21 protein-coding genes are annotated in these 22,812 nt (G+C 68.4%); 1 reads left to right on the top strand and 20 read right to left on the bottom strand.

The genetic code is table 11. From position 1 onward, the window contains the following. The first annotated feature begins 66 nt into the window (after positions 1–66). Positions 67–1,917: a glycoside hydrolase family 18 chitinase gene (locus PXH83_RS21470; protein WP_274562067.1), complete on the top strand. Its 1,851-nt coding sequence runs from the start codon at positions 67–69 to the stop codon at positions 1,915–1,917. Positions 1,918–1,993: 76 nt separating this feature from the next. On the opposite strand, the gene PXH83_RS21465 is transcribed toward PXH83_RS21470, so the two are convergent. The 20 genes from PXH83_RS21465 to rho all read right to left on the bottom strand — a co-directional run bounded on the left by PXH83_RS21465 (position 1,994) and on the right by rho (position 22,629). Then, positions 1,994–2,440, bottom strand: coding sequence for a DUF2550 domain-containing protein (locus tag PXH83_RS21465; RefSeq protein WP_214928181.1), 447 nt, complete (start codon positions 2,438–2,440; stop codon positions 1,994–1,996). 129 nt (positions 2,441–2,569) lie between these two features. Beyond that, complete coding sequence (locus PXH83_RS21460) at positions 2,570–2,944, bottom strand: F0F1 ATP synthase subunit epsilon (RefSeq protein ID WP_214928120.1); 375 nt, start codon at positions 2,942–2,944, stop codon at positions 2,570–2,572. A 132-nt stretch (positions 2,945–3,076) separates the two neighbouring features. Beyond that, positions 3,077–4,519, bottom strand: coding sequence for a F0F1 ATP synthase subunit beta (gene atpD / locus PXH83_RS21455; protein ID WP_274562064.1), 1,443 nt, complete (start codon positions 4,517–4,519; stop codon positions 3,077–3,079). Then, complete coding sequence (locus PXH83_RS21450) at positions 4,519–5,436, bottom strand: F0F1 ATP synthase subunit gamma (RefSeq protein WP_274562060.1); 918 nt, start codon at positions 5,434–5,436, stop codon at positions 4,519–4,521. Before PXH83_RS21450 ends, atpD begins: the two co-directional genes overlap by 1 nt. 20 nt (positions 5,437–5,456) lie before the next feature. Further along, positions 5,457–7,052: a F0F1 ATP synthase subunit alpha gene (gene atpA / locus PXH83_RS21445; protein ID WP_274562058.1), complete on the bottom strand. Its 1,596-nt coding sequence runs from the start codon at positions 7,050–7,052 to the stop codon at positions 5,457–5,459. Positions 7,053–7,182: 130 nt separating this feature from the next. After that, positions 7,183–7,998 carry a F0F1 ATP synthase subunit delta gene (locus PXH83_RS21440; protein WP_274562055.1) on the bottom strand — a complete coding sequence of 272 codons (816 nt, stop codon included), beginning with the start codon at positions 7,996–7,998 and terminating at the stop codon, positions 7,183–7,185. After that, entirely contained in the window at positions 7,995–8,537 is a 543-nt protein-coding gene (locus PXH83_RS21435) for a F0F1 ATP synthase subunit B (protein WP_420803194.1), read from the bottom strand. Before PXH83_RS21435 ends, PXH83_RS21440 begins: the two co-directional genes overlap by 4 nt. A gap of 41 nt (positions 8,538–8,578) precedes the next feature. After that, entirely contained in the window at positions 8,579–8,827 is a 249-nt protein-coding gene (gene atpE, locus PXH83_RS21430; RefSeq protein ID WP_274562053.1) for an ATP synthase F0 subunit C, read from the bottom strand. 75 nt (positions 8,828–8,902) lie between these two features. Continuing rightward, on the bottom strand, positions 8,903–9,721 hold the full coding sequence (gene atpB, locus PXH83_RS21425; RefSeq protein ID WP_274562050.1) for a F0F1 ATP synthase subunit A: 819 nt from the start codon (positions 9,719–9,721) through the stop codon (positions 8,903–8,905). 225 nt (positions 9,722–9,946) lie between these two features. Continuing rightward, entirely contained in the window at positions 9,947–10,384 is a 438-nt protein-coding gene (locus tag PXH83_RS21420) for a Cg1360 family ATP-synthase-associated protein (RefSeq protein WP_274562048.1), read from the bottom strand. A 264-nt stretch (positions 10,385–10,648) separates the two neighbouring features. Next, positions 10,649–11,977, bottom strand: a complete 1,329-nt coding sequence (locus tag PXH83_RS21415; protein WP_274562046.1) for an MraY family glycosyltransferase — start codon at positions 11,975–11,977, stop codon at positions 10,649–10,651. A 113-nt stretch (positions 11,978–12,090) separates the two neighbouring features. Beyond that, a complete protein-coding gene (locus PXH83_RS21410; protein WP_274562044.1) occupies positions 12,091–13,365 on the bottom strand; it encodes a serine hydroxymethyltransferase in 1,275 nt (424 codons plus the stop codon). A gap of 117 nt (positions 13,366–13,482) precedes the next feature. Continuing rightward, the gene (locus PXH83_RS21405; protein WP_274562041.1) at positions 13,483–14,130 is read right to left on the bottom strand and encodes an arsenate reductase/protein-tyrosine-phosphatase family protein; all 648 of its coding nucleotides are present in this window, start codon (positions 14,128–14,130) and stop codon (positions 13,483–13,485) included. Continuing rightward, positions 14,127–14,774, bottom strand: coding sequence for an L-threonylcarbamoyladenylate synthase (locus tag PXH83_RS21400; RefSeq protein WP_274562039.1), 648 nt, complete (start codon positions 14,772–14,774; stop codon positions 14,127–14,129). Before PXH83_RS21400 ends, PXH83_RS21405 begins: the two co-directional genes overlap by 4 nt. Positions 14,775–14,818: 44 nt before the next feature. Continuing rightward, positions 14,819–15,664, bottom strand: a complete 846-nt coding sequence (gene prmC / locus PXH83_RS21395) for a peptide chain release factor N(5)-glutamine methyltransferase (RefSeq protein WP_214928133.1) — start codon at positions 15,662–15,664, stop codon at positions 14,819–14,821. A 26-nt stretch (positions 15,665–15,690) separates the two neighbouring features. Then, on the bottom strand, positions 15,691–16,770 hold the full coding sequence (prfA, locus tag PXH83_RS21390; RefSeq protein ID WP_274562038.1) for a peptide chain release factor 1: 1,080 nt from the start codon (positions 16,768–16,770) through the stop codon (positions 15,691–15,693). Between the two features lie 112 nt (positions 16,771–16,882). Beyond that, positions 16,883–17,101 carry a 50S ribosomal protein L31 gene (rpmE, locus tag PXH83_RS21385; RefSeq protein WP_274562036.1) on the bottom strand — a complete coding sequence of 73 codons (219 nt, stop codon included), beginning with the start codon at positions 17,099–17,101 and terminating at the stop codon, positions 16,883–16,885. 136 nt (positions 17,102–17,237) lie between these two features. Next, entirely contained in the window at positions 17,238–18,362 is a 1,125-nt protein-coding gene (locus PXH83_RS21380; protein WP_274562034.1) for an LCP family protein, read from the bottom strand. Positions 18,363–18,516: 154 nt separating this feature from the next. After that, positions 18,517–20,274 carry a trypsin-like serine protease gene (locus PXH83_RS21375; RefSeq protein ID WP_274562942.1) on the bottom strand — a complete coding sequence of 586 codons (1,758 nt, stop codon included), beginning with the start codon at positions 20,272–20,274 and terminating at the stop codon, positions 18,517–18,519. A gap of 222 nt (positions 20,275–20,496) precedes the next feature. After that, the gene (gene rho / locus PXH83_RS21370; protein WP_274562033.1) at positions 20,497–22,629 is read right to left on the bottom strand and encodes a transcription termination factor Rho; all 2,133 of its coding nucleotides are present in this window, start codon (positions 22,627–22,629) and stop codon (positions 20,497–20,499) included. Positions 22,630–22,812 lie beyond the last annotated feature (183 nt).

The raw sequence follows: 22,812 nt of genomic DNA, 5'->3' as shown, positions 1-22,812 counted from the left end.
TGCTCACCGAGCAGCGGCGCAGGTCCTATCCCCGTTCACCGCCGGACCTCTCTCTCGGGAGCACCCTTGAGTACAACTACCCCCCTCCGCACGCGCTTCAGAACCAGAGCCGCAGCCGGACTGACCGCGCTCGTCGTGCCCCTCGCCGCGATGGTCGGCCTGGCCTCCCCCGCCGAGGCCGCCGCATCGGCCACCGCCTCGTACACCAAGGTCTCGGACTGGGGCACCGGTTTCGAGGGCAAGTGGACGGTGAAGAACACCGGAACCACCACCCTCAGCACCTGGACCGTCGAGTGGGACTTCCCCACCGGTACGTCCGTCACCTCCGCCTGGGACGCCGACGTCACCAACTCCGGCAACCACTGGACCGCCAAGAACAAGAGCTGGGGCGGCAACCTGGCCCCCGGCGCCAGCGTCAGTTTCGGCTTCAACGGCACCGGCGCCGGCTCCCCCGCCGGCTGCAAGCTGAATGGAGGCTCCTGCGACGGCGGCTCGGTGCCCGGCGACAACCCGCCGTCCGCACCCGGCACCCCCTCCGCGAGCACCATCACCAATACGTCGGTGAGCCTGTCCTGGACCGCGGCCACCGACGACAAGGGCGTCAAGAACTACGACGTACTGCGCGACGGCGCCAAGGTCGCGACCGTCACCGGCACGTCGTACAACGACAGCGGCCTGACCGCGGGCACCGACTACTCGTACACGATCCAGGCCCGCGACACCGCCGACCAGACGGGCCCCGTCAGCGGCGCCCGCGCGGTCAAGACCACCGGCGGCGGCACCGACCCGACCCCCGGCCCGGGTGACCAGGTCAAGCTGGGCTACTTCACCGAGTGGGGCATCTACGGGCGCAACTACCACGTGAAGAACCTGGACACCTCCGGCTCCGCCGGGAAGATCACGCACATCAACTACTCGTTCGGCAACGTCCAGGGTGGCAAGTGCACCATGGGCGACAGCTTCGCGGCGATCGACAAGGCGTACACCGCCGACCAGAGCGTCGACGGCAAGGCCGACACCTGGGACCAGCCGCTGCGCGGCAACTTCAACCAGCTGCGCAAGCTCAAGGCGAAGTACCCGAACCTCAAGGTGCTGTGGTCGTTCGGCGGCTGGACCTGGTCCGGCGGCTTCACCGAGGCCGTCAAGAACCCGGCCGCGTTCGCCGACTCCTGCTACAAGCTGGTGGAGGACCCGCGCTGGGCCGACGTCTTCGACGGCATCGACCTCGACTGGGAGTACCCGAACGCCTGCGGTCTGTCCTGCGACACCAGCGGCCCGGCCGCGTTCAAGACCATGATGCAGGCGATGCGCGGCAAGTTCGGTACGAACAACCTGGTCACCGCGGCCATCACCGCCGACGCCTCGGCCGGCGGCAAGATCGACGCCACCGACTACGCCGGAGCGGCCGCGTACTCCGACTGGTACAACGTGATGACGTACGACTTCTTCGGCGCCTGGGCGGCCAAGGGCCCGACGGCCCCGCACTCCCCGCTGACCTCGTACAGCGGCATCCCGCAGGCCGGATTCAACTCCGCCGAAGCCATCGCCAAGCTCAAGGCCAAGGGCGTACCGGCCAAGAAGCTGCTGCTCGGCATCGGCTTCTACGGGCGCGGCTGGACCGGCGTGACGCAGAAGGAGCCGGGCGGCACGGCGACCGGCGCCGCCACCGGTACGTACGAGTCCGGCATCGAGGACTACAAGGTCCTCAAGGGCAAGTGCCCGGCCAACGGCACCGTCGCCGGCACGGCCTACGCCCACTGCGGCACCGACTGGTGGAGCTACGACACTCCCGCCACCATCGGCTCCAAGATGAGCTGGGCGAAGACGCAGGGCCTGGGAGGCGCGTTCTTCTGGGAATTCAGCGGTGACACCGCCAACGGTGAGCTGGTGACCGCGATCAACAACGGTCTGAAGTAAAAACGGTCTGAAGCAAAAAGGCCTGAAAAAGCCGGGGGGACAGGTTGCGACCTGTCCCCCCGGCTCTTTCTGTGCTCTATGCGACGTTGACTCTCTGCCCCGGAGGCGCCGCCTCCAGCCAGGCGAGGAAACCGGTCAGCGCGTCCTCGCTCATCGCCAGCTCCAGCCGGATCCCCCGGTGCACACAGCCGAGGATGATCGCGTCGGAGAGAAGCGCCAGCTCCTCCTCGCCCTCGGGGTGGCGGCGCGACAGCACCTCGATCGCCGAGCGCTCCAGCACGCGGCGCGGGCGCGGGGCGTACGAGAAGACGCGGAACCACTCGATGCGGTCCCCGCTGTAGCGGGCGACGCCGTACACCCAGCCCTTGCCCGACGTGTCGGACTCCTCGGGGGTGTTCCAGCGCAGACTGCAGTCGAAGGTGCCGCCGGAGCGCTGGATCAGCCGTCGGCGCAGTCCGAAGACAAAGAGTCCCACCAGTACCAGCGCGACTACCGAGCCGCTCACGAGCAGAGCGAGGAACATCTCCACCGACCTCCTCGCGTCATCCAGTACCAGTAAAGAGAACAGAAATTCAGCTGTATCGCCTCAGCCGCGGCCCGTCCTGGAGTACCAGTACGGGCCGCGGCTGAGTCAAATCTCTCGGCGCGGGACTCAGTGTCCCGCAACCGCGCGCAGTCGGACGGCGGCGCGGCGCTCGGCAGCGGCATCCGCCTCCGCCTTCGCCCGCTCCAGCGCCCGCTCGGCACGCGCCGGGTCGATCTCTTCCGCCAGCTCGGCGATCTCTGCGAGCAGAGACAGCTTGTTGTCGGCGAACGAGATGAACCCGCCGTGCACAGCGGCGACGACAGTGCCGCCGTCGCTCGTACGGATCGTCACCGGGCCCGACTCCAGCACACCCAGCAGCGGCTGGTGACCGGGCATGACGCCGATGTCGCCGGACGTGGTGCGCGCGACGACCAGGGAGGCCTCGCCGGACCAGACATTACGGTCCGCCGCGACCAGCTCGACGTGCAGCTCAGCAGCCAAGGTGGCTCCTCGGGTCACCACCCGGCGGTTGAGCCGGGTGTTGGGTCAATTCTAGGGGGCGTACGGAGAGGGGCGGGACGTACCCGCCCCTCTCCCACGAGTCATCTGAGTCACGTGAGTGACTCACACGATTCAGGAGACGCCGAGCTCCTTGGCCTTGGCCTTGAGGTCGTCAATGCCACCGCACATGAAGAACGCCTGCTCGGGGAAGTGGTCGTACTCGCCGTCGCAGATCGAGTTGAACGCGGCGATCGACTCGTCGAGCGGCACGTCCGAACCGTCCAGGCCGGTGAACTGCTTGGCGGCGTGGGTGTTCTGCGACAGGAAACGCTCGACGCGACGGGCGCGGTGGACAACAAGCTTGTCCTCTTCGCCCAGCTCGTCGATACCGAGGATCGCGATGATGTCCTGGAGGTCCTTGTACTTCTGCAGGATTCCCTTGACGCGGCTGGCCGCGTCGTAGTGGTCCTGCGTGATGTAGCGGGGGTCCAGGATGCGGGACGTCGAGTCCAGCGGGTCGACCGCCGGGTAGATGCCCTTCTCCGAGATCGGGCGCGACAGAACGGTCGTCGCGTCCAGGTGGGCGAAGGTGGTCGCCGGCGCCGGGTCGGTCAGGTCGTCCGCGGGGACGTAGATCGCCTGCATCGAGGTGATCGAGTGACCACGCGTCGAGGTGATGCGCTCCTGGAGCACACCCATCTCGTCGGCCAGGGTCGGCTGGTAACCCACTGCGGACGGCATACGGCCGAGCAGCGTGGAGACCTCGGAACCGGCCTGGGTGAAGCGGAAGATGTTGTCGATGAAGAGCAGCACGTCCTGCTTCTGAACATCGCGGAAGTACTCCGCCATGGTCAGGGCGGACAGGGCGACGCGCAGACGCGTGCCCGGCGGCTCGTCCATCTGGCCGAAGACCAGCGCGGTCTTGTCCAGAACACCCGATTCGGTCATCTCGTCGATGAGGTCGTTGCCCTCACGGGTGCGCTCGCCGACACCGGCGAACACCGACACACCCTCGTGCAGCTTCGCCACACGCATGATCATTTCCTGGATGAGGACCGTCTTGCCGACGCCCGCACCACCGAACAGACCGATCTTTCCACCCTTGACGTACGGGGTGAGAAGGTCGACGACCTTCAGGCCGGTCTCGAACATCTCGGTCTTGGACTCGAGCTGGTCGAAGGCCGGGGCCTTGCGGTGGATCGGCCAGCGCTCAGTGATCTGAGCCTCGGCCTCCGGCTCGTTCAGGATCTGACCGAGGGTGTTGAACACCTTGCCCTTGGTGATGTCACCAACGGGGACGGTGATGCCCGCACCCGTGTTGGTCACCGCGGCCTGGCGGACCAGACCGTCGGTGGGCTGCATCGAAATCGCGCGGACGAGGCCCTCACCCAGGTGCTGGGCAACTTCGAGGGTCAGCAGCTTGCGCGCGCCTTCCTCGGCCGGGTCGTCAACCGATACGTGCAGTGCGTTGTAGATCTCCGGCATCGCGTCGACGGGGAACTCCACGTCGACGACCGGGCCGATGACCCGGGCGACGCGGCCCGTGGCGGCGGCCGTCTCAACAGTGGTCGTCATTACTTGTCACTCCCCGCGGTCGCGTCGGCCAGAGCGCTGGCGCCACCGACGATCTCGCTGATTTCCTGGGTGATTTCGGCCTGTCGGGCCGCGTTGGCAAGCCGGGAGAGGCTCTTGATGAGATCCCCGGCGTTGTCGGTCGCCGACTTCATCGCGCGGCGGCGGGCGGCGTGCTCGGAAGCGGCAGCCTGCAGCAGTGCGTTGTAGATACGGCTTTCGACGTAGCGCGGCAGCAGGGCGTCGAGGACGTCCTCCGCCGACGGCTCGAAGTCGAACAGCGGAAGGATCTCGCCCTTCGCGCCACCCTCCTCCGCTACCTGGTCGAGCGAGAGCGGCAGCATCCGGTTGCTCACCGGGTTCTGCGTCATCATCGACACGAACTCCGTGAAGACGATGTGCAGCTCGTCGACACCGCCCTCGGCCGTCTCCGTCTGGATGGCCTCGATCAGCGGTGCGGCGACGTTCTTGGCGTCCCCGTAGCTCGGGCTGTCGGTGAAGCCGGTCCACGACTGTGCGATCTTGCGCTCGCGGAAGCCGTAGTAGGCGACACCCTTGCGGCCGACGATGTACGTGTCGACCTCCTTGCCCTCACTGCTGAGCCGCTCACGGAGCCGCTCCGCCGCCTTGATGGCGTTGGAGGAGTAGCCGCCGGCCAGACCGCGGTCGCTCGTGATGAGCAGCACCGCGGCGCGGGTCGGCGCCTCGGCCTCGGTGGTCAGGGCGTGCTTGGTGGTGGAGCCGGTCGCTACCGCGGTCACCGCACGGGTGAGCTCGTTCGCGTACGGCATCGATGCCGCCACCTTGCGCTGCGCCTTGACGATGCGCGAGGCGGCGATCATCTCCATCGCCTTGGTGATCTTCTTGGTCGCGGTGACGGCTTGGATGCGACGCTTGTAGACCCGGAGCTGCGCTCCCATGAGTCAGGTCCCTTCCGTCGTCACTTGGAGACGTTGACGGCCGGGGCGTCCTCGCCCAGAAGCTTGCCGTCGGAGGTCTCGAACTGCCGCTTGAAGGCCGTGATGGCGTCGGCGATGGACTGCAGCGTGTCGTCCGACATCTTGCCGCCCTCGGCGATCGAGGTGAGGAGGTCCTTGCGCTCGCGGCGCAGGTACTCCAGCAGCTCGGCCTCGAAGCGACGGATGTCCTCGACCGGTACGTCGTCCATCTTGCCGGTGGTGCCGGCCCAGACGGAGACAACCTGCTCCTCGACCGGGAACGGCGCGTACTGCGGCTGCTTCAGCAGCTCGACCATGCGCTTACCGCGCTCCAGCGACGCCTTGGAGGCCGCGTCCAGGTCGGAACCGAAGGCGGCGAACGCCTCCAGCTCGCGGTACTGGGCGAGGTCCACGCGAAGACGGCCGGAGACCTGCTTCATGGCCTTGTGCTGGGCGGAGCCACCGACACGCGAGACCGAGATACCGACGTTCAGCGCCGGGCGCTGGCCCGCGTTGAACAGGTCGGACTCCAGGAAGCACTGGCCGTCGGTGATGGAGATGACGTTGGTCGGGATGAACGCCGACACGTCGTTCGCCCTGGTCTCGACGATCGGAAGACCGGTCATCGAACCGGCGCCCATGTCGTCGGAGAGCTTCGCGCAGCGCTCCAGCAGACGCGAGTGCAGGTAGAAGACGTCGCCCGGGTAGGCCTCGCGGCCCGGCGGACGGCGCAGCAGCAGCGACACGGAGCGGTAGGCGTCGGCCTGCTTCGACAGGTCGTCGAAGATGATCAGGACGTGCTTGCCGGCGTACATCCAGTGCTGGCCGATGGCCGAACCGGTGTACGGCGCAAGGTACTTGAAGCCGGCCGGGTCGGACGCGGGGGCGGCGACGATCGTCGTGTACTCGAGCGCGCCCGCCTCCTCCAGCGCACCGCGCACAGACGCGATGGTGGAGCCCTTCTGGCCGATGGCGACGTAGATGCAGCGAACCTGCTTGTTCACGTCGCCGGAGCGCCAGTTGTCGCGCTGGTTGATGATCGTGTCGACGGCCAGAGCGGTCTTGCCGGTCTGACGGTCACCAATGATCAGCTGACGCTGGCCACGGCCGATCGGCACCATCGCGTCGACGGCCTTGTAGCCGGTCTGCATCGGCTCGTGGACCGACTTACGGACCATGACGCCGGGGGCCTGCAGCTCGAGGGCGCGACGGCTTTCGGTCGCGATCTCGCCGAGACCGTCGATCGGGTTGCCGAGCGGGTCGACGACGCGGCCGAGGTAACCCTCGCCGACGCCGACGGAGAGCACCTCACCGGTGCGCTGCACCGGCTGGCCCTCCTCGATACCGCTGAACTCGCCGAGGACGATCGCACCGATCTCCCGCTCCTCAAGGTTGAGGGCGAGACCGAGGGTGCCGTCCTCGAACTTCAGCAGCTCGTTCGCCATGGCCGAGGGAAGACCCTCGACCTTCGCGATGCCGTCGCCGGCAACGCTTACCGTTCCGACCTCCTCGCGCGAGGCCGCGTCCGGCTGGTACGACTGGACAAAGTTCTCCAGCGCGTCCCGGATCTCCTCCGGCCGGATCGTGAGCTCCGCCATCTGGGTTCCCTGCTCTCCTTGTTGGGCCCGAAGTTCTTGGGGGGTCTGGGGGCCGACCCCCAGGAATCTTCTGCAAATCTCTGCACGGCCCAACCGGGCCGCCGGTGATGCTTGTTCAGTTGGTGGCTGATCAGCCGGCCATGCGGCGGGTTGCCTCTTCGAGGCGCTCCGCGATGGTCCCGTTGATGACCTCGTCGCCGACGCGCACCTGGATCCCGCCGAGGACCTCGGGGTCCACGTCGAGGTTGAGGTGCATCTGGCGCCCGTACAGCTTCGCCAGTGCTCCGCCGAGACGCTGCTTCTGCTGGTCGGTCAGCGGCACCGCCGACGTGACCACCGCGACCATGCGGTCCCGGCGCTCCGCGGCGACCTTGGAGATGGACTCGAGTCCCGCCTCCAGGCTACGTCCACGAGGCTGAGTCACGAGACGCACGATGATGCGCTCCGTCACAGCGTGGGCTTTGCCGCCGAGCAGGCTGCGGAGCAGCTCACCCTTGGCGGCGGCCGTGGCCACCCGGTCGGTCAGCGCCGCCCGCAGCTCGGTGCTGGAAGAGACGATCCGGCCGAACCGGAACACCTCGTCCTCCACGTCGTCGAGCGCGCCTGCCTGCTGCGCCGCGGTGAGGTCGGCGGTGTCCGCCAGTACCTCGATCGCGTCGACCAGGTCACGCGAGCGCGACCAGCGGGCGCGGACCATGCCGGAGACCAGGTCGGCGGTCTCGCCGCCCACCTGACCGCTCAGTACTCGCGCGGCCAGTCCGGCCTTGGCCTCACCGGCCTGCGACGGGTCCGTCAGGACCCGGCGCAGCGACACCTCGCGGTCGAGCAGCGCGGTGACGGCGGCCAGCTCGCCCGCGAGCTTCGCCGCGTCGACCGACGTGTTGTCGGTCAGCGCGTCGAGACGCTCGCGTGCGGCGGCCAGTGCCTCGCGGCTCGCTCCGTTCATCGCGCAGCCTCGGCCTTCTCCTCGAGCTCGCCGAGGAAACGGTCGATGGTGCGGCTCTGCCGGGCGTGGTCCTCGAGGGACTCGCCGACGAGCTTGCCGGCCAGTTCGGTGGCGAGCTTGCCCACGTCCTGGCGCAGCGAGTGTGCGGCCTGCTTACGGTCCGCCTCGAGCTGGGTGTGGCCGGCAGCGATGATTTCCTCGCGCTGGCGCTGACCCTCGGCGCGGAGTTCTTCCCTCAGCGCAGTGCCCTGCTCAAGCGCCTCCTGGCGCAGGCGGGCGGCCTCGTGGCGTGCCTCGGCGAGCTGGGCCTTGTACTGCTCCAGCACGCTCTGGGCCTCGGACTGAGCTGCATCCGCCTTCTCGATACCGCCCTCGATCGCCTCACGACGCTCTACCAGAACTTTGTTGATGTTCGGGATGAGCTTCGTGTAGAGGAAGTAGAAGACGATGCCGAAGGCGAGCAGCCCGACGAGGAACTCTGGACCGGGCGGGACGAGGGGGTTCTGCTCCTCGGTCGACGCCAATACCAGCGCGTTCACATCAATGCCTTTCGTCGAAAAGAGCTGTTCGTCTGGGAACGTCAGCTGCCGTAGACGAACGGCATGACGATGCCGATCAGGGCGAGCGCCTCACAGAAGGCGAAGCCGAGGATCTGGTTGGTGCGGATCAGGCCGGCGGCCTCGGGCTGGCGGGCCAGGGCCTGCGTGCCGTTGCCGAAGATGATGCCGACGCCGACGCCGGGGCCGATGGCGGCAAGACCGTAGCCGATGGAGCCGAGGGCCTTGAGGTCGCCGTTCACGGCGGCGAGGTTCGTGAGAGCAGCGGACATGCCGGTTCTTCCTTCTCTTTCACGGACCGGTGGGGGTTGGCCACCGGACATCTGTGGGGTGGGTTGGGCGGGTGCTCAGTGGTGCTTGGCGAGCGCGCCCTGGATGTAAGTGCAGGCCAGGAGTACGAAGACGTACGCCTGAATCAGCTGGACGAAGAGCTCGAAGACGATCATGGCCGCGGTCATGACGAACGAGACGCCGGCGGCCGGGATGAGCCAGCTGTTCAGCAGGTACCAGCTGGAGACGGTGAACATCACCAGCAGCAGGTGTCCGGCGAACATGTTCGCGAACAGTCGGACCATGTGCGTGAACGGCCGGACAATCACGTTCGAGAAGAACTCGATGACCATGACGAGCGGCAGCACCGGGCCGAGCGACTTGTCGTAACCGGTGACATTCTTCAGACCGCCGACAAATCCGTGGGTCTTGAACGTCAGCGGCAGCCAGATCAGGTAGACCAGAAGCGCCAGGGCGGCCGGGAAGGCGATGACCGAGCTCACCGGGAACTGCATGAGCGGGACGACCGACCAGATGTTGATGATCCAGATGAAGAAGAACAGCGCCACCATCAGCGGCACATACTTCTCGCCGTCCTTCTTGCCCAGGACCTCGTAGACGATGCCGCGGCGTACGAAGTCGTAGCCCGCCTCGCCCATCATCTGAATCTTGCCCGGCACGAGCTTGGGCTTACTGAACGCCGCCCAGAAGAAGCCGATCACCACGACGGTGGAGAGAAGCGCCAGCAGCATCGGCTTGTTGAACTCGTAGCCACCGATGGTGAACATCGGCTTGAAGAGAAAGGAGTGCAGACCCGGGGCCGGGAATCCGCAGCCGTTGTCGGCGAAGACACGGCAGCTCCAATCGAAGGCGAGCGTCGTCTGTTCAGCACTCACCGCGGGCTCCTTCAGCGTGGCGCATAGGTACGGCAACCTCGTTGTGTCGGCGCGGCAAGCGGCCGCGGTTCGGCACTGGACTGGTGTAACGGATGTGGGGGCGGCTGTCAGGCATTGAGCCTCGCGTTGGAACAGGCGTCAGCTCGGATGCCCGCGCCCGCAGTGCCGCAGTTGGCACCGGACGATAGCAGGATCCCGAACGCGCCCTTATCCCGGCCCTACTCTTCACGTCGAGGACCCCGAATTCTTGGGCTTCTCACCCTCAGAGGATTCCGGTTCGACGTAAAGAGTCTTCGCCTTCATGTGCGCACGTGCCTGAGCGGCGACCCAAACAAGAGTCGTCGCGACCAATGTGATGGCAAAAGCCTTGGGATTGAAGAGAGTGGTGTCCTTGAACAGCGCCACGAAGGTGAACAGCAGCAGCAGTTGGGCGGTGTAGAGCATCAGCCCCATCGCCTGGAACAGCTGCGGAAGCGACCTCGCGGTCCGCTGAAGTACGACGACTCCGATGCCCATGAAGAGGATCACAACCAGCGTCCCCACGGCGGCACCGAGCGCTCCCTTGCCGCCCGCGACCACGGCACTGACGACGGCGGCGATCGCGCCGGCGGCAGCGGTGGGTACGGCGGTCTGGAGGAGAGTCCGGACGTCGTTGGACGGCATGGCGGCAGCTCCGCTTGCTGGTGGGGGCAGTAGGTGTCGTCATGGACGAGCGTAAGACCGGGACCGAGGTGTCACCTCTGACCAAAGGACCGTCGCACTACGGCCCTTCGGCTCTGTCGCCGGGTCTCGTGAACGGTATCACAAACTATTTGATGAGGTCTTTACCAAGCAGTGTGCTGACTGTCACACATGAGAGTGACCCCGCCCGTCTGTGCGCGACAGGCCAACCCTTTGTCTGCTATTGGCGGCTGACGCGGCAAATCGTCACCGGTGCGTTCCGGCCTTACGCCGCTCGGGGAACCGCGAACGGGGACCGATCGCGGTCGCCCCGTTGACGCCCGCAGGCACGGGCGTACGCACCTCCGGCTCAGCAGGTTCATCCGTAGCGGCTTCCGCCTCCGTGGACGCCGCAAAGAGCTCCCTACGGCTCCTGCGGTAACGCGGCGGGACGAAGGACTCCGCCCACCGCGGGGCGCGCGGCGTGAACCGCGGCAGCAGCAGGAGCACCAGGCCGACCGCGCTCAGCGTGACGATGCCCAGGACGATCCACATGCTCGCCGAGTGCACCGAGTAGGCGACGGCGCCGAAGGCGATCAGGGCCGACCAGAAGTACATGATCAGCACGGCCCGGCTGTGCGAGTGGCCGATTTCGAGCAGTCGGTGGTGCAGGTGTCCGCGGTCCGCGGCGAACGGCGACTTGCCCTGCCAGGTACGCCGCACGATGGCCAGCAGCAGGTCCGCGACCGGGATTGCGATGATCGTCAGCGGCAGCAGCAGCGGGATGAAGACCGGCAGCATCGCGTGCGTGGCCTCGCGCTTGCCGCCCGCGAACAGCTTCATCGCGTCCGGGTCGACCTGTCCCGTGACCGAGATCGCACCGGCCGCCAGGACCAGGCCGATGAGCATCGACCCCGAGTCGCCCATGAAGATTCTGGCCGGATGCATGTTGTGCGGCAGGAAGCCGACGCACATGCCCATCAGGATCGCGGCGAAGAGGGTGGCGGGGGCGGCCTCCTCGATTCCGTACCCGTACCAGATCCGGTACGCGTACATGAAGAACGCCGCCGAGGCGATGCAGACCATGCCCGCGGCGAGGCCGTCGAGGCCGTCCACGAAGTTCACCGCGTTGATGGTGATCACGACGAGCGCGACAGTGAGCAGATTGCCCTGCCAGGCGGTCACCGAGACCGGGCCGATGCCCGGGACGGGCAGCCACAGGATCGTCAGACCCTGCATGACCATGACGCCTGCGGCGATGAACTGGCCGCCCAGCTTGATCAGGGCGTCGATCTCGAATTTGTCGTCCAGTACGCCGATGAGCCAGATCACGGCGGCGCCGGACAGCAGCGCACGCGGTTCGTTCGACAGCTCGAAGACGCTGTTCAGGTTCCGCAGATGGTCCGCGACCAGCAGACCGGCGCACAGACCGCCGAACATCGCGATGCCACCGAGCCGAGGAGTCGGCTCCCGGTGTACGTCGCGGGCACGGATCTCCGGCATCGCGCCGGTCGCGATGGCGAACTTCCGCACCGGTCCGGTCAGCAGATATGTCACCGCCGCCGTGACGCAGAGCGTCAGCAGATATTCACGCACGGGCTGCCCCACAGGTATCGCCGGCCATCTCAGCCCCACAGCCTAGCTTTGCGGCCACGCACTCGAAGACATACGGGTACCGGCTGATGGTTGCATGACCCGCTCGGGCGCGTTCAATCCCGTGCTGGATACGGCGGAAACCCGTCCGCCAGCTCCCGTACCTCCGTCAGCGCTTTCCTGTCCTCGCGCAGCGCCATCGAGAAGAGCTCCGCGATACGCGCCATCTCGGCCTTGCCCATTCCCTGCGTGGTGACGGCCGCGGTCCCGAGCCGGATCCCGCGCTCGTCGCCGTACGGAAGAGCGCATGTGTCGAGCACCATGCCGGCGGCCGCCAGACGGCCACGGGCCGTACGCCCGTCCAGGCCCAGCGGAGCCGTGTCCGCGGTGATCAGGTGGGTGTCCGTGCCGCCGGTGGTGACGGCCACGCCCTCGGCCGCGAGCCCCTCCGCGAGTGCGCGGGCATTGGTGACCACCTGATGGGCGTACGTCGAGAACGCGGGCGCCGCCGCCTCCCCGAAGGCGACCGCCTTGGCGGCCACCGTGTGCATCTGGGCGCCGCCCTGCGTGAAGGGGAACACGGCACGGTCGATGCGCTCGGCGAGGTCCGCGCCGCACAGGAGCATGCCGCCGCGCGGGCCCCGCAGCACCTTGTGGGTGGTGGCGCAGACGACATCGGCGTACGGGACGGGACTGGGCGCCGCTCCCCCGGCGACCAGGCCGATGGGATGGGCGGCGTCGGCGATGAGGTAGGCGCCGGTCTCGTCGGCGATCTCGCGGAAGAGCGCGTAGTCGGGGTGCCTGGGGTAGGCGATGGAGCCGACGACGATGGCTCGGGGGCGGTGCGTACGGGCCAGGAGGCGCACCTGGTCGTAGTCGATGATGCCGGTGTCCGGTTCGACGCCGTAACCGATGAAGTCGAACCAGCGGCCGGAGAAATTGGCCGGGGAGCCATGGGTGAGATGTCCCCCGTACGGGAGTCCCATCGCCAGCACGGTGTCGCCCGGGCGCAGCAGGGCGGCGTACGCGGCGAGGACCGCGGCGGAGCCGGAGTGCGGCTGGACGTTGGCGTGCTCGGCGGCGAACAGGCTCATGGCACGGTCGATCGCGATGCGCTCGGCGACGTCGACGATCTCGCAGCCGCCGTGGTGGCGGGCGCCCGGGTAGCCCTCGGCGTACTTGTTGGCCAGCGGGGAGCCGAGGGCGGCGAGGACGGCGGGCGAGGTGAAGTTCTCGGCCGCGATCAGCTGAAGCCCGGTGGCCTCGCGGCCCATTTCGCCGAGGATGACATCGGCGATCTCCGGGTCGCTGCGGCGCAGCGCGTCGAAGTCGGGGCCGGGGGCGGTGTGCGCCTGCTGAACGGTGGCTGCGGGTGCGGTGGTGACCGGCATGGCTGGCTCCGGGCCTGGCAGGGACTTGCGGCCCCTCCAATGTAGGACGCCCCCTGCCGGCCCGCCCGGCGTACGACGCGTCTTTCTTCCCCCGGCCCCGCGTCTGCCCGAAAGTCGTCAGTGGTGGGCCGGGACGCCCGTGAGAGCCGTGACCACCGGATCCAGTGCCGTGTTGATCTCGTCGCCGATCGAGCGGAAGAACGTGATGGGCGCACCGTACGGGTCGTACACCTCGTCGGCCTCCACGCTGGGCGCGAGCAGCCACCCGCGCAGTGCCGCCGCCGCCCGTACGAGGGCCCGCGCGCGCTCCACGACGCCGTCCTGGAGCGGGTCCGGCAGCGTCGCCGGGTCTATGGCCCGTACGAGCCGCGTGAACTCCTTGAGCGTGAATGTGCGCAGCCCCGCCGAGTGGCCCATGGAGATGACCTGGGCGCGGTGGTCGCGGGTCGCGGTGAGGACGAGGTCGGCACGGATGACGTGCTCGTCGAGCAGCTCGCGTCCGGTGAAACCGGCCGCGTCCGCACCGAAGTCGGCGAGCACGGCGGCGGCGTTGGCCTCCATGGGGGCGCCTTCGTGCCCCCAGGTGCCCGCGCTCTCCACGAGGAGGCCGCCCGTCAGGGGGTCGCCGAGGCGGTCGATGAGGCCATGGCGGGTCAGCCGCTCGGTGATCGGCGAGCGGCAGACGTTGCCGGTGCTGACGTGGAGGATACGGAAGGTGTTCCCGGATATACCTTCGGCTGTGCCACGCCCGTCAAGGGCGGTCAACTGGCCACCTCGAGGTCGGGTACGACCTTGCGCAGCTCCTCGGCGTCGAGCGCGCCGGCCCGCAGCAGGACCGGGACCTTGCCCGTGACGTCGACGATCGACGACGGGACGATGCCGGGCGTCGGCCCGCCGTCGAGGTAGACGGAGACGGAGTCGCCGAGCATGTCCTGGGCGGCGTCGCAGTCCTCGGGGGCGGGGTGGCCCGTGAGGTTGGCGCTGGAGACGGCCATCGGGCCGACTTCGGTGAGCAGTTCGATGGCCACGGGGTGCAGCGGCATGCGGATGGCGACGGTGCCGCGCGTCTCGCCGAGGTCCCACTGGAGGGACGGCTGGTGGCGTGCGACGAGGGTCAGGGCGCCGGGCCAGAAGGCGTCGACGAGCTCCCAGGCCTGCTCGGAGAAGTCGGTGACCAGGCCGTGCAGGGTGTTAGGGGAGCCGATGAGGACGGGCGTGGGCATGTTGCGGCCGCGGCCCTTGGCCTCCAGGAGGTCGCCGACGGCCTCGGCGCTGAAGGCGTCGGTCCCGATGCCGTAGACGGTGTCGGTCGGCAGCACGACCAGCTCGCCACGACGGACGGCGGCCGCGGCTTCGCGAAGACCGGTCTTGCGGTCGGTCGCGTCGTTGCAGTCGTATCGCCGTGCCATTTAACGGGCCTCCTCGGGCGGGGTCTGGTCTGGTACGCCGCCGGTCACGGCATGGCCTTGCGGGCCGTCGCGAAGCGGGGCCGGTTGTTCAGGTCGGGGTGGTCTGCGGCGTCGGCCCAGCCCCGCTCCTCGGTGAAGATCCACGGGACCTGGCCGCCCTGGGTGTCGGCGTGCTCGATGACCACGACGCCGCCGGGGCGCAGCAGGCGGTGTGCGGTGCGCTCGATGTGGCGGATGAGGTCGAGGCCGTCCTCGCCGGAGAAGAGGGCCATCTGGGGGTCGTGGTCGCGGGCCTCGGGGGCGACGTACTCCCACTCGGTGAGGGGGATGTACGGCGGGTTGGAGACGACCAGGTCGACCTGTCCGTCCAGCTCGGGCAGGGCGGTGCGGGCGTCGCCCTGGTGGACGGTGACGCGCGATCCCTCGGCGTTCTTACGGGTCCACTTGATGGCGTCGTCGGAGAGCTCCACGCCGTGCACGCGCGAGCGCGGCACCTCCTGTGCCATGGCGAGCGCGATGGCGCCCGATCCCGTGCACAGGTCGACGATGAGCGGCTCGACGACGTCCATGGCGCGTACGGCGTCTATGGCCCAGCCGACGACCGATTCGGTCTCGGGGCGGGGCACGAAGACGCCGGGCCCGACCTGGAGCTCCAGGAAGCGGAAGAAGGCGCGTCCGGTGATGTGCTGCAACGGCTCGCGGGCCTCGCGGCGCGCGACCGTCTCCCAGTAGCGGGCGTCGAAGTCGGCGTCCTTGACGTTGTGCAGCTCCCCCCGCTTGACGCCGTGCACGAACGCGGCGAGCTCCTCCGCGTCGAATCGCGGTGAGGGCACGCCGGCGTCGGCCAGCCGCTGGGTGGCCTGAGCCACCTCGGCGAGCAGCAGATTCATCCCGGTCCTCCGGCTTGCAGGGGGCTTTACTGGGCGGCCGCGAGTTTGGCGGCGGAGTCCGCGTCGACGCAGGCCTGGATCACGGCGTCCAGGTCTCCGTCGAGTACCTGGTCCAAGTTGTACGCCTTGAAGCCCACGCGGTGGTCCGAGATGCGGTTTTCCGGGAAGTTGTACGTACGGATCTTCTCGGAGCGGTCAACTGTGCGCACCTGGCTGCGGCGCACGTCGGAGGCTTCCTGCTCGGCCGCTTCCTGGGCCGCGGCGAGCAGCCGCGAGCGCAGGATGCGCATGGCCTGCTCCTTGTTCTGGAGCTGACTCTTCTCGTTCTGGCAGGAGGCGACGACGCCGGTCGGCAGGTGCGTGATGCGCACCGCGGAGTCGGTGGTGTTGACCGACTGTCCGCCGGGGCCGGACGAGCGGTAGACGTCGATGCGCAGGTCGTTGGCGTGGATCTCGACGTCGACCTCTTCGGCCTCGGGCGTGACGAGCACGCCGGCGGCGGAGGTGTGGATGCGGCCCTGGGACTCGGTGGAGGGCACGCGCTGTACGCGGTGCACCCCGCCCTCGTACTTGAGGCGCGCCCATACGCCCTGGCCGGGCTCGGTCGCACCGTTGCCGCCCTTGGTCTTCACCGCGACCTGGACGTCCTTGTAGCCGCCGAGCTCGGACTCGGTGGCGTCGATGATCTCGGTCTTCCAGCCGACGCGCTCCGCGTACCGCAGGTACATGCGCAGCAGGTCACCGGCGAACAGGGCCGACTCGTCGCCGCCCGCGCCCGCCTTGACCTCAAGAATGACGTCCTTGTCGTCGCTGGGGTCGCGCGGGACGAGGAGCAGCCGGAGCTTCTCGGTGAGCTCGTCGAGCTGCTTGCCCAGGACCTTGACCTCTACGGCGAAGTCGGGGTCGTCGGCGGCGAATTCGCGTGCCGTCTCGATGTCCTCGCCGGTCTGCTTCCAGGCCCGGTACGTGCCGATGATCGGGGTCAGCTCGGCGTAGCGCTTGTTCAGCTTGCGCGCGTTGGCCTGATCCGCGTGGACCGAGGGGTCGGCCAGCTTCTTCTCAAGATCGGCGTGCTCGCCGATCAGGTCCTCGACCGCCTCGAACATCTTCGGGCTCCTGGGTAGCAAAAACGAAAGGGAAGTGCGGACTGTGCGTCACGACAAAGCGCCGGTCCTCCCCGCCCCTTACGGAGCGGCCGAGGACCGGCGCAATGGCTCGCTACTTCGCGGCGGCAGCCTTGCCGAAGCGGGCCTCGAAGCGGGCCACACGGCCACCGGTGTCGAGGATCTTCTGCTTGCCCGTGTAGAACGGGTGGCACTCGGAGCAGACCTCGGCACGGACATTGCCGCTGGTGATCGTGCTGCGGGTGGTGAACTCGGCGCCACAGGTACAGCTGACCTGGGTCTCGACGTACTCGGGGTGGATCTCGCGCTTCAAGGTGTCTCCTAGTTTCGGGAGGGCGCCGGGTCGTGCGCGCGGATTGCGCGTACGTGAACCGGGGCCGACGTACCAGTCTGCCAGCACTGGCCGCATCTCCCAAAACCGGGGACGGACCGGAACTATTCCCGGCTCTCTACGGGCTCGATTCGCCGGCTTCGCTCGCCACGACATCGCCCGCGTCGCCCTTGTCCCCCGCCGAGTCCTTGGTGGCGGAGGCCGGCACGGGCCTGTCCCGGCGCAGGGCGTCCCAGACCTGCCGGCCCTGGCGCTGGAGCGGGATGACGCGGTTGGGGTCGGCCGGGTCGTACTGGACGGGGAGCGTCACCATCTCCATGTCGCCCGCGCCGATGCCCTTGAGCCCGCGCGCGAAGCTCGCAAGCTCCTTGACGGAGGCCAGGTCGGAGTCGGTGGTGACGGTCTTGGTGGCGCTGTCCGCGAGGTCGTACAGCTTCTTCGGGCTGGTGAAGACGCCGACGTCCTTGACCTGGTCGATCAGGGCCTTGATGAAGGCCTGCTGGAGCTGGATGCGGCCGAGGTCGCTGCCGTCTCCGACGCTCTTGCGGGTCCGTACGAGACCGAGCGACTTCTCGCCGTCGAGGGTGTGCGTGCCGGGCTTCAGGTGGAGGTGGCTCTCGTCGTCGTCGATGGCCTGCTTGGTGGTGATCTCCACCCCGCCCAGGTCGTCGACGAGCTTGGTGAAGCCGGTGAAGTCGACCTCGATGTAGTGGTCCATGCGGATGCCGGACATCTTCTCGACGGTCTTGACGGCGCAGGCGGGGCCGCCTGTCTCGTACGCCGTGTTGAACATCTGGCGCTGTCCGCCGGGGACGGTGCCGCCGCCGCTGTCGGACGTGCACGAGGGGCGCGTGATCAGGGCGTCGCGCGGGATCGAGACGACGCTGGCCTTCTTGTGGCCCTCGTACACGTGCACGACCATCGCGGTGTCGGAGCGGGCGCTGCCCTCGTCCTTGCCGTACGCGGCGTTGTCGCCGGAGCGGGAGTCGGAGCCGAGGACCAGGATGTCCAGCGAGCCGTTGTCGACGTCGCTGGGCCGGTCGGCGCCGAGCTGGGTGTTGATGTCGACACCCTTGAGGTTGCCGTTGAGCTTGAAGTAGACGTATCCGAGCCCTGTGCCGCCCAGCAGCACCACGCTTGCCGCAGCCCACGCGGTGAGGGTCCAGCCCCTGGAGCGGCTGCCGGGCTCCTTCCGGCGTTTGCCGGTGCCCCGTATTCGGCCGCCCCTGCTCTGCTCGGTCATGGTCTCCCCAGTTACGGCTTGTCGGCACTTGTGAGACGACAGATGAGCGTGAAGGGTTGCACAACGCCCTGTGGCCCCTGCTGGGGGCAGGGGCCACAGGGCGTTTGGCGTACGACGCGGGCGAGCGGGACGCGAGCCCGTCTCACCAGGGATTTCAGCCGAAGATGTTGTACTGCTGCCAGCCGGTTCCGATGTTGATGCGTGTGGCGAAGATCTCCGAGGAGGCCTTGCCCGTGCCCTTGTAGAGGTAGAGCGTGCCACCGGGCGTACGGGCCAGGTAGTCGGCCTTGCCGTCACCGGTGATGTCGCCGGCCGCGTCGAAGGCGTTGTAGCCGCTCCAGGTACGGACCTTCTGGCGGGCGGAGAAGGCGGCGGTGCCAGCCTTGCCGGTGCCCTTGTAGAGGAACATCTCCGAGGTGCTGGACTTGCGTGCGATCAGGTCGGCCTTGCCGTCACCGGTGAAGTCACCGTTGCCGCGCACCGAGTTGTACTGGCTCCAGCCGGTGCCGACCTGGACGCGGGCCGCGAAGGTGCCGTTGCCCTTGCCCGGGTAGATCCACAGGACGCCCGAGGAGTCGATGGACAGCATGTCGGGCAGTGCGTCGCCGGTGACGTCACCGGGGACGACGATCTGCCGCCTGGTGCTCCAGCTGGACGCGATCTTCGTCTCGGCCCAGGTCTCGGTGGACGGCACCCAGTGCAGCCAGTAGACGTCGCCGCTGCCCTTGACCCGGATGACGATGTCCTCGTAACCGTCCCGGTTGAGGTCGGTCTGGAGGATCACATTGGTGCCGCTGAAGTCGCCCCAGGAGACGCGCGTGGCGAACGAGGTGCCCTTGGACGTGTACTGGAACAGCTCACCGCCGGTGCTGCGGCGGGCGAAGACGTCGGCGCGGTGGTCACCGGAGATGTTGGCGTCGTCGACGCGCGGGACGACGGAGCCGGCGTACGTGCTGACCTTGCTGTAGACGCTGTAGGCGCCCTTCTCCACGCAGTCCTCGATGCCCCACGAGACGACGCCGACGATCTTGCCGGCGACGACCAGGGGGCCGCCCGAGTCACCGTTGCAGGCCGACACGGTGCCGCTGTCCTGGCCGCTCGCGGGCTGCCCGGCGCAGACCATGTGGCCCTTGACGAACTCGCCGCCGAGCTGCCAATTGGCGCACGTGGTGTCGGAGTTGATGGGCAGGGTCGCCTTGCGGAGCGTCGGCGAGATGTTGTCGTTGGTGGAGCTGGTGCGGCCCCAGCCGTAGACGGTGGCGCTGGTGCCCGGCTTGTACGACGTCGTGTCGTCCGACTTCGTGATGTTGATCGGCGTGGCCTTGACGGGGGCCGCCAGGGTCAGGACCGCGATGTCGTTGTCGAGCGTGGTGTCGCTGTACGACGGGTGGTTCCACTGACGCCAGACGCCGGTGATGGCGCCGCCGTGGCCGTCGGCGGTCGCCAGCTTCTCGGTGCCGGTGACGACGACGCCCTTGTTCTTCCAGTCGGCACCCTTGACGCAGTGGGCGGCGGTGAGGATCTTCGTCGGCGCGATGACGGCGCCGCCGCAGAAGAACGAGTTGTCGCCGTCCTCGTAGAAGAGCTGCGCCATCCACGGGGCCGAGGAGATGGTGGTCGTCGTACCACCGATGATCTTCGGGTCGATGGTCGAGCCCGACGAGCTCGTGGAGAACTTGGATGCCTTCGGCGGCTGCTCTGCCGTCTTCGCGGCGCGCGCGAGGCGTGCTTCCAGCTGCGCCTGCGACGGTCCGCTGAGGGTCGGCTCGGCGGTGGGCTTCGGGATCGGCACCGCGGCATTGGCCGGCGCCATGAGCATCACGCCCGCGACCGCGGCGGCGATCGCGGCGGTGGCGGCCGGCACGGCTATCCGTATCCGGCGGCGGTGCTTCCCGCCCTGCTTGCCAGAGATCACTCGGGACTCCTGTTCAAGATCTATGAGGACGCCCCAAATGGTTCCCCCCACCTGTGGCCGGTTGATCGTACCGACCGACTCCCGTTCACCGACAGCCACTTGTGACCAACAGGTGACTACAACTTGACAACATCTCCGCGCAAAACAGGTTTACAGCCGGACACAACAAAGCCGCCCCGCCACTTTCGTGACGGGGCGGCCGAGTTGGCGCTGCGGAGGTCAGTCGCTGCCGTTGCCCGACGGAGTCGTCTTGGCGATCTGCATCAGGAACTCGGCGTTCGACTTCGTCTGCTTCATCTTGTCCAGCAGGAGCTCGATCGCCTGCTGCGAGTCGAGTGCGTGCAGCACCCGGCGCAGCTTCCAGACGATGGCGAGCTCTTCCGCGTTGAGGAGGATCTCCTCCTTACGCGTGCCGGACGGGTCGACGTCGACAGCCGGGAAGATGCGCTTGTCGGCGAGCTTCCGGTCGAGCTTGAGCTCCATGTTGCCGGTGCCCTTGAACTCCTCGAAGATCACCTCGTCCATGCGCGAGCCGGTCTCGACCAGCGCGGTGGCCAGGATGGTCAGCGAGCCGCCGTCCTCGATGTTGCGCGCCGCACCGAAGAAGCGCTTCGGCGGGTAGAGCGCGGTCGAGTCGACACCACCGGACAGGATGCGTCCGGAGGCGGGAGCCGCGAGGTTGTACGCACGGCCCAGACGGGTGATCGAGTCCAGCAGGACGACCACGTCGTGACCCAGCTCGACGAGACGCTTGGCGCGCTCGATGGCCAGCTCGGCGACGGTGGTGTGGTCCTCGGCCGGGCGGTCGAAGGTCGAGGAGATGACCTCGCCCTTCACCGACCGCTGCATGTCGGTGACCTCTTCGGGACGCTCGTCGACGAGGACGACCATCAGGTGGCACTCGGGGTTGTTGACGGTGATCGCGTTGGCGATCGCCTGCATGATCATGGTCTTACCGGTCTTCGGCGGGGCCACGATCAGGCCACGCTGGCCCTTGCCGATCGGCGCGACGAGGTCGATGATCCGGGTCGTCAGCACGCCCGGGTCGGTCTCGAGACGCAGTCGGTCCTGCGGGTACAGCGGCGTCAGCTTGTTGAACTCCGGGCGCCCGCGGCCGGATTCGGCCGCCATGCCGTTCGCCGAGTCGAGGCGGACGAGCGCGTTGAACTTCTCGCGGCGCTCGCCGTCCTTGGGCTGGCGGACGGCGCCGGTGACGTGGTCACCCTTGCGCAGACCGTTCTTGCGGACCTGGGCCAGCGACACGTACACGTCGTTCGGGCCCGGCAGGTAGCCGGAGGTCCGGATGAACGCGTAGTTGTCGAGGATGTCCAGGATGCCCGCGACGGGGATCAGGACGTCGTCGTCGGAGACCGGCGGCGCATCGCTGCCGAACTCCTCGCGGCCACGGCGGCCACGGCGGTCGCGGTAGCGGCCGCGGCGGCCACGGCGGCCACCCTCGAAATCGTCGTCGTCCTGCGGCCCGGCGCCCTGGGGGCCGCCCTGGCCGCCCTGACGCTGCTGGCGCTGGCTGCCCTGGTCGTCGCCCTTGCCGCGGTCACGGCGCTCACCGCGCTCGCCACGGTCCTGGCGGTCGCCACGCTCGCCGCGCGCGCCGTCACCACGGTCACCGCGGTCACGCTGGCGGTCACCGCGCTCGCGGCGGTCACCGCGCTGACCGCGCTCCTGGCGGTCACCCCGGCGGCCTTCGGCGCCCTCTTGAGATGGCGCAGTGACGGCAGCCTTGGCCTCGGGCTGGGCGTCGGCCTTGTCGGCCTTTACCTCGGTCTTGGGCTCGGCCCGTACCTCGGTGACGACAGAGGACTCCGGGCTGCCCGCCTGCGCGGTGGCCCGGCGCCGGCGGCGCTCGCCGACCGGCTGGTCGTCTCCCCCAAGCTCTCGGCTTCGCTCGACCTGGGGGGCGCCCCCAGCCGGCTGCCCGGGAATGTCGATCTGCTGCTGGGCCACGGCCTTCTCGGCAGCGGGCGCAGCAGCGGCGGCGGGTGCAGCGGCCGTGGCCGCCGCCTCGTCGCCCGTACGGGCCTTGGAGGTGGCGCGGCGCTTCGGCTTGGTCTCGGCGGTGGAGCCGGCCGTGTCGGCGCTCTTGGCCGAGGACGAGCCTCCGGCCTGCGCCTCCTTGATGACCTCGATCAGCTGGCTCTTGCGCATACGCCCTGTGCCCCTGATCCCGAGGCCGGACGCGACCTGCTGCAGCTCGGCCAGGACCATGCCCTCGAGGCCGGTGCCGGAGCGGCGGCGCCGTGCGGCACTACCAGTGGCAGCACCTGTGGCGGGCGCGGCGTTGTCGACATTGTTGTCGGCAGTCACGCCCATCAGATCGGTGGTGTCGCTCACGAAGGGTCCTTCCCTGGAGCGGACGTCGGCCTGTCTGGCTCGGCGACCGGTTGTGCTGTCCGACTGCGGTCTTCGAAAACCGTGCCGGGGCGGTGGTCCGCCGGATACGGCGGAGGAGATAAACGTGCTGGATTCCGGCTCTTCACCGGTTCCGGAGCGTGCTCGAAACTGCTCAGGCAGGCT

The sequence above is a fragment of the Streptomyces spiramyceticus genome, assembly GCF_028807635.1.
GTDB lineage: Bacteria > Actinomycetota > Actinomycetes > Streptomycetales > Streptomycetaceae > Streptomyces > Streptomyces spiramyceticus.
This window is presented reverse-complemented; position numbering and strand designations above follow the sequence as displayed.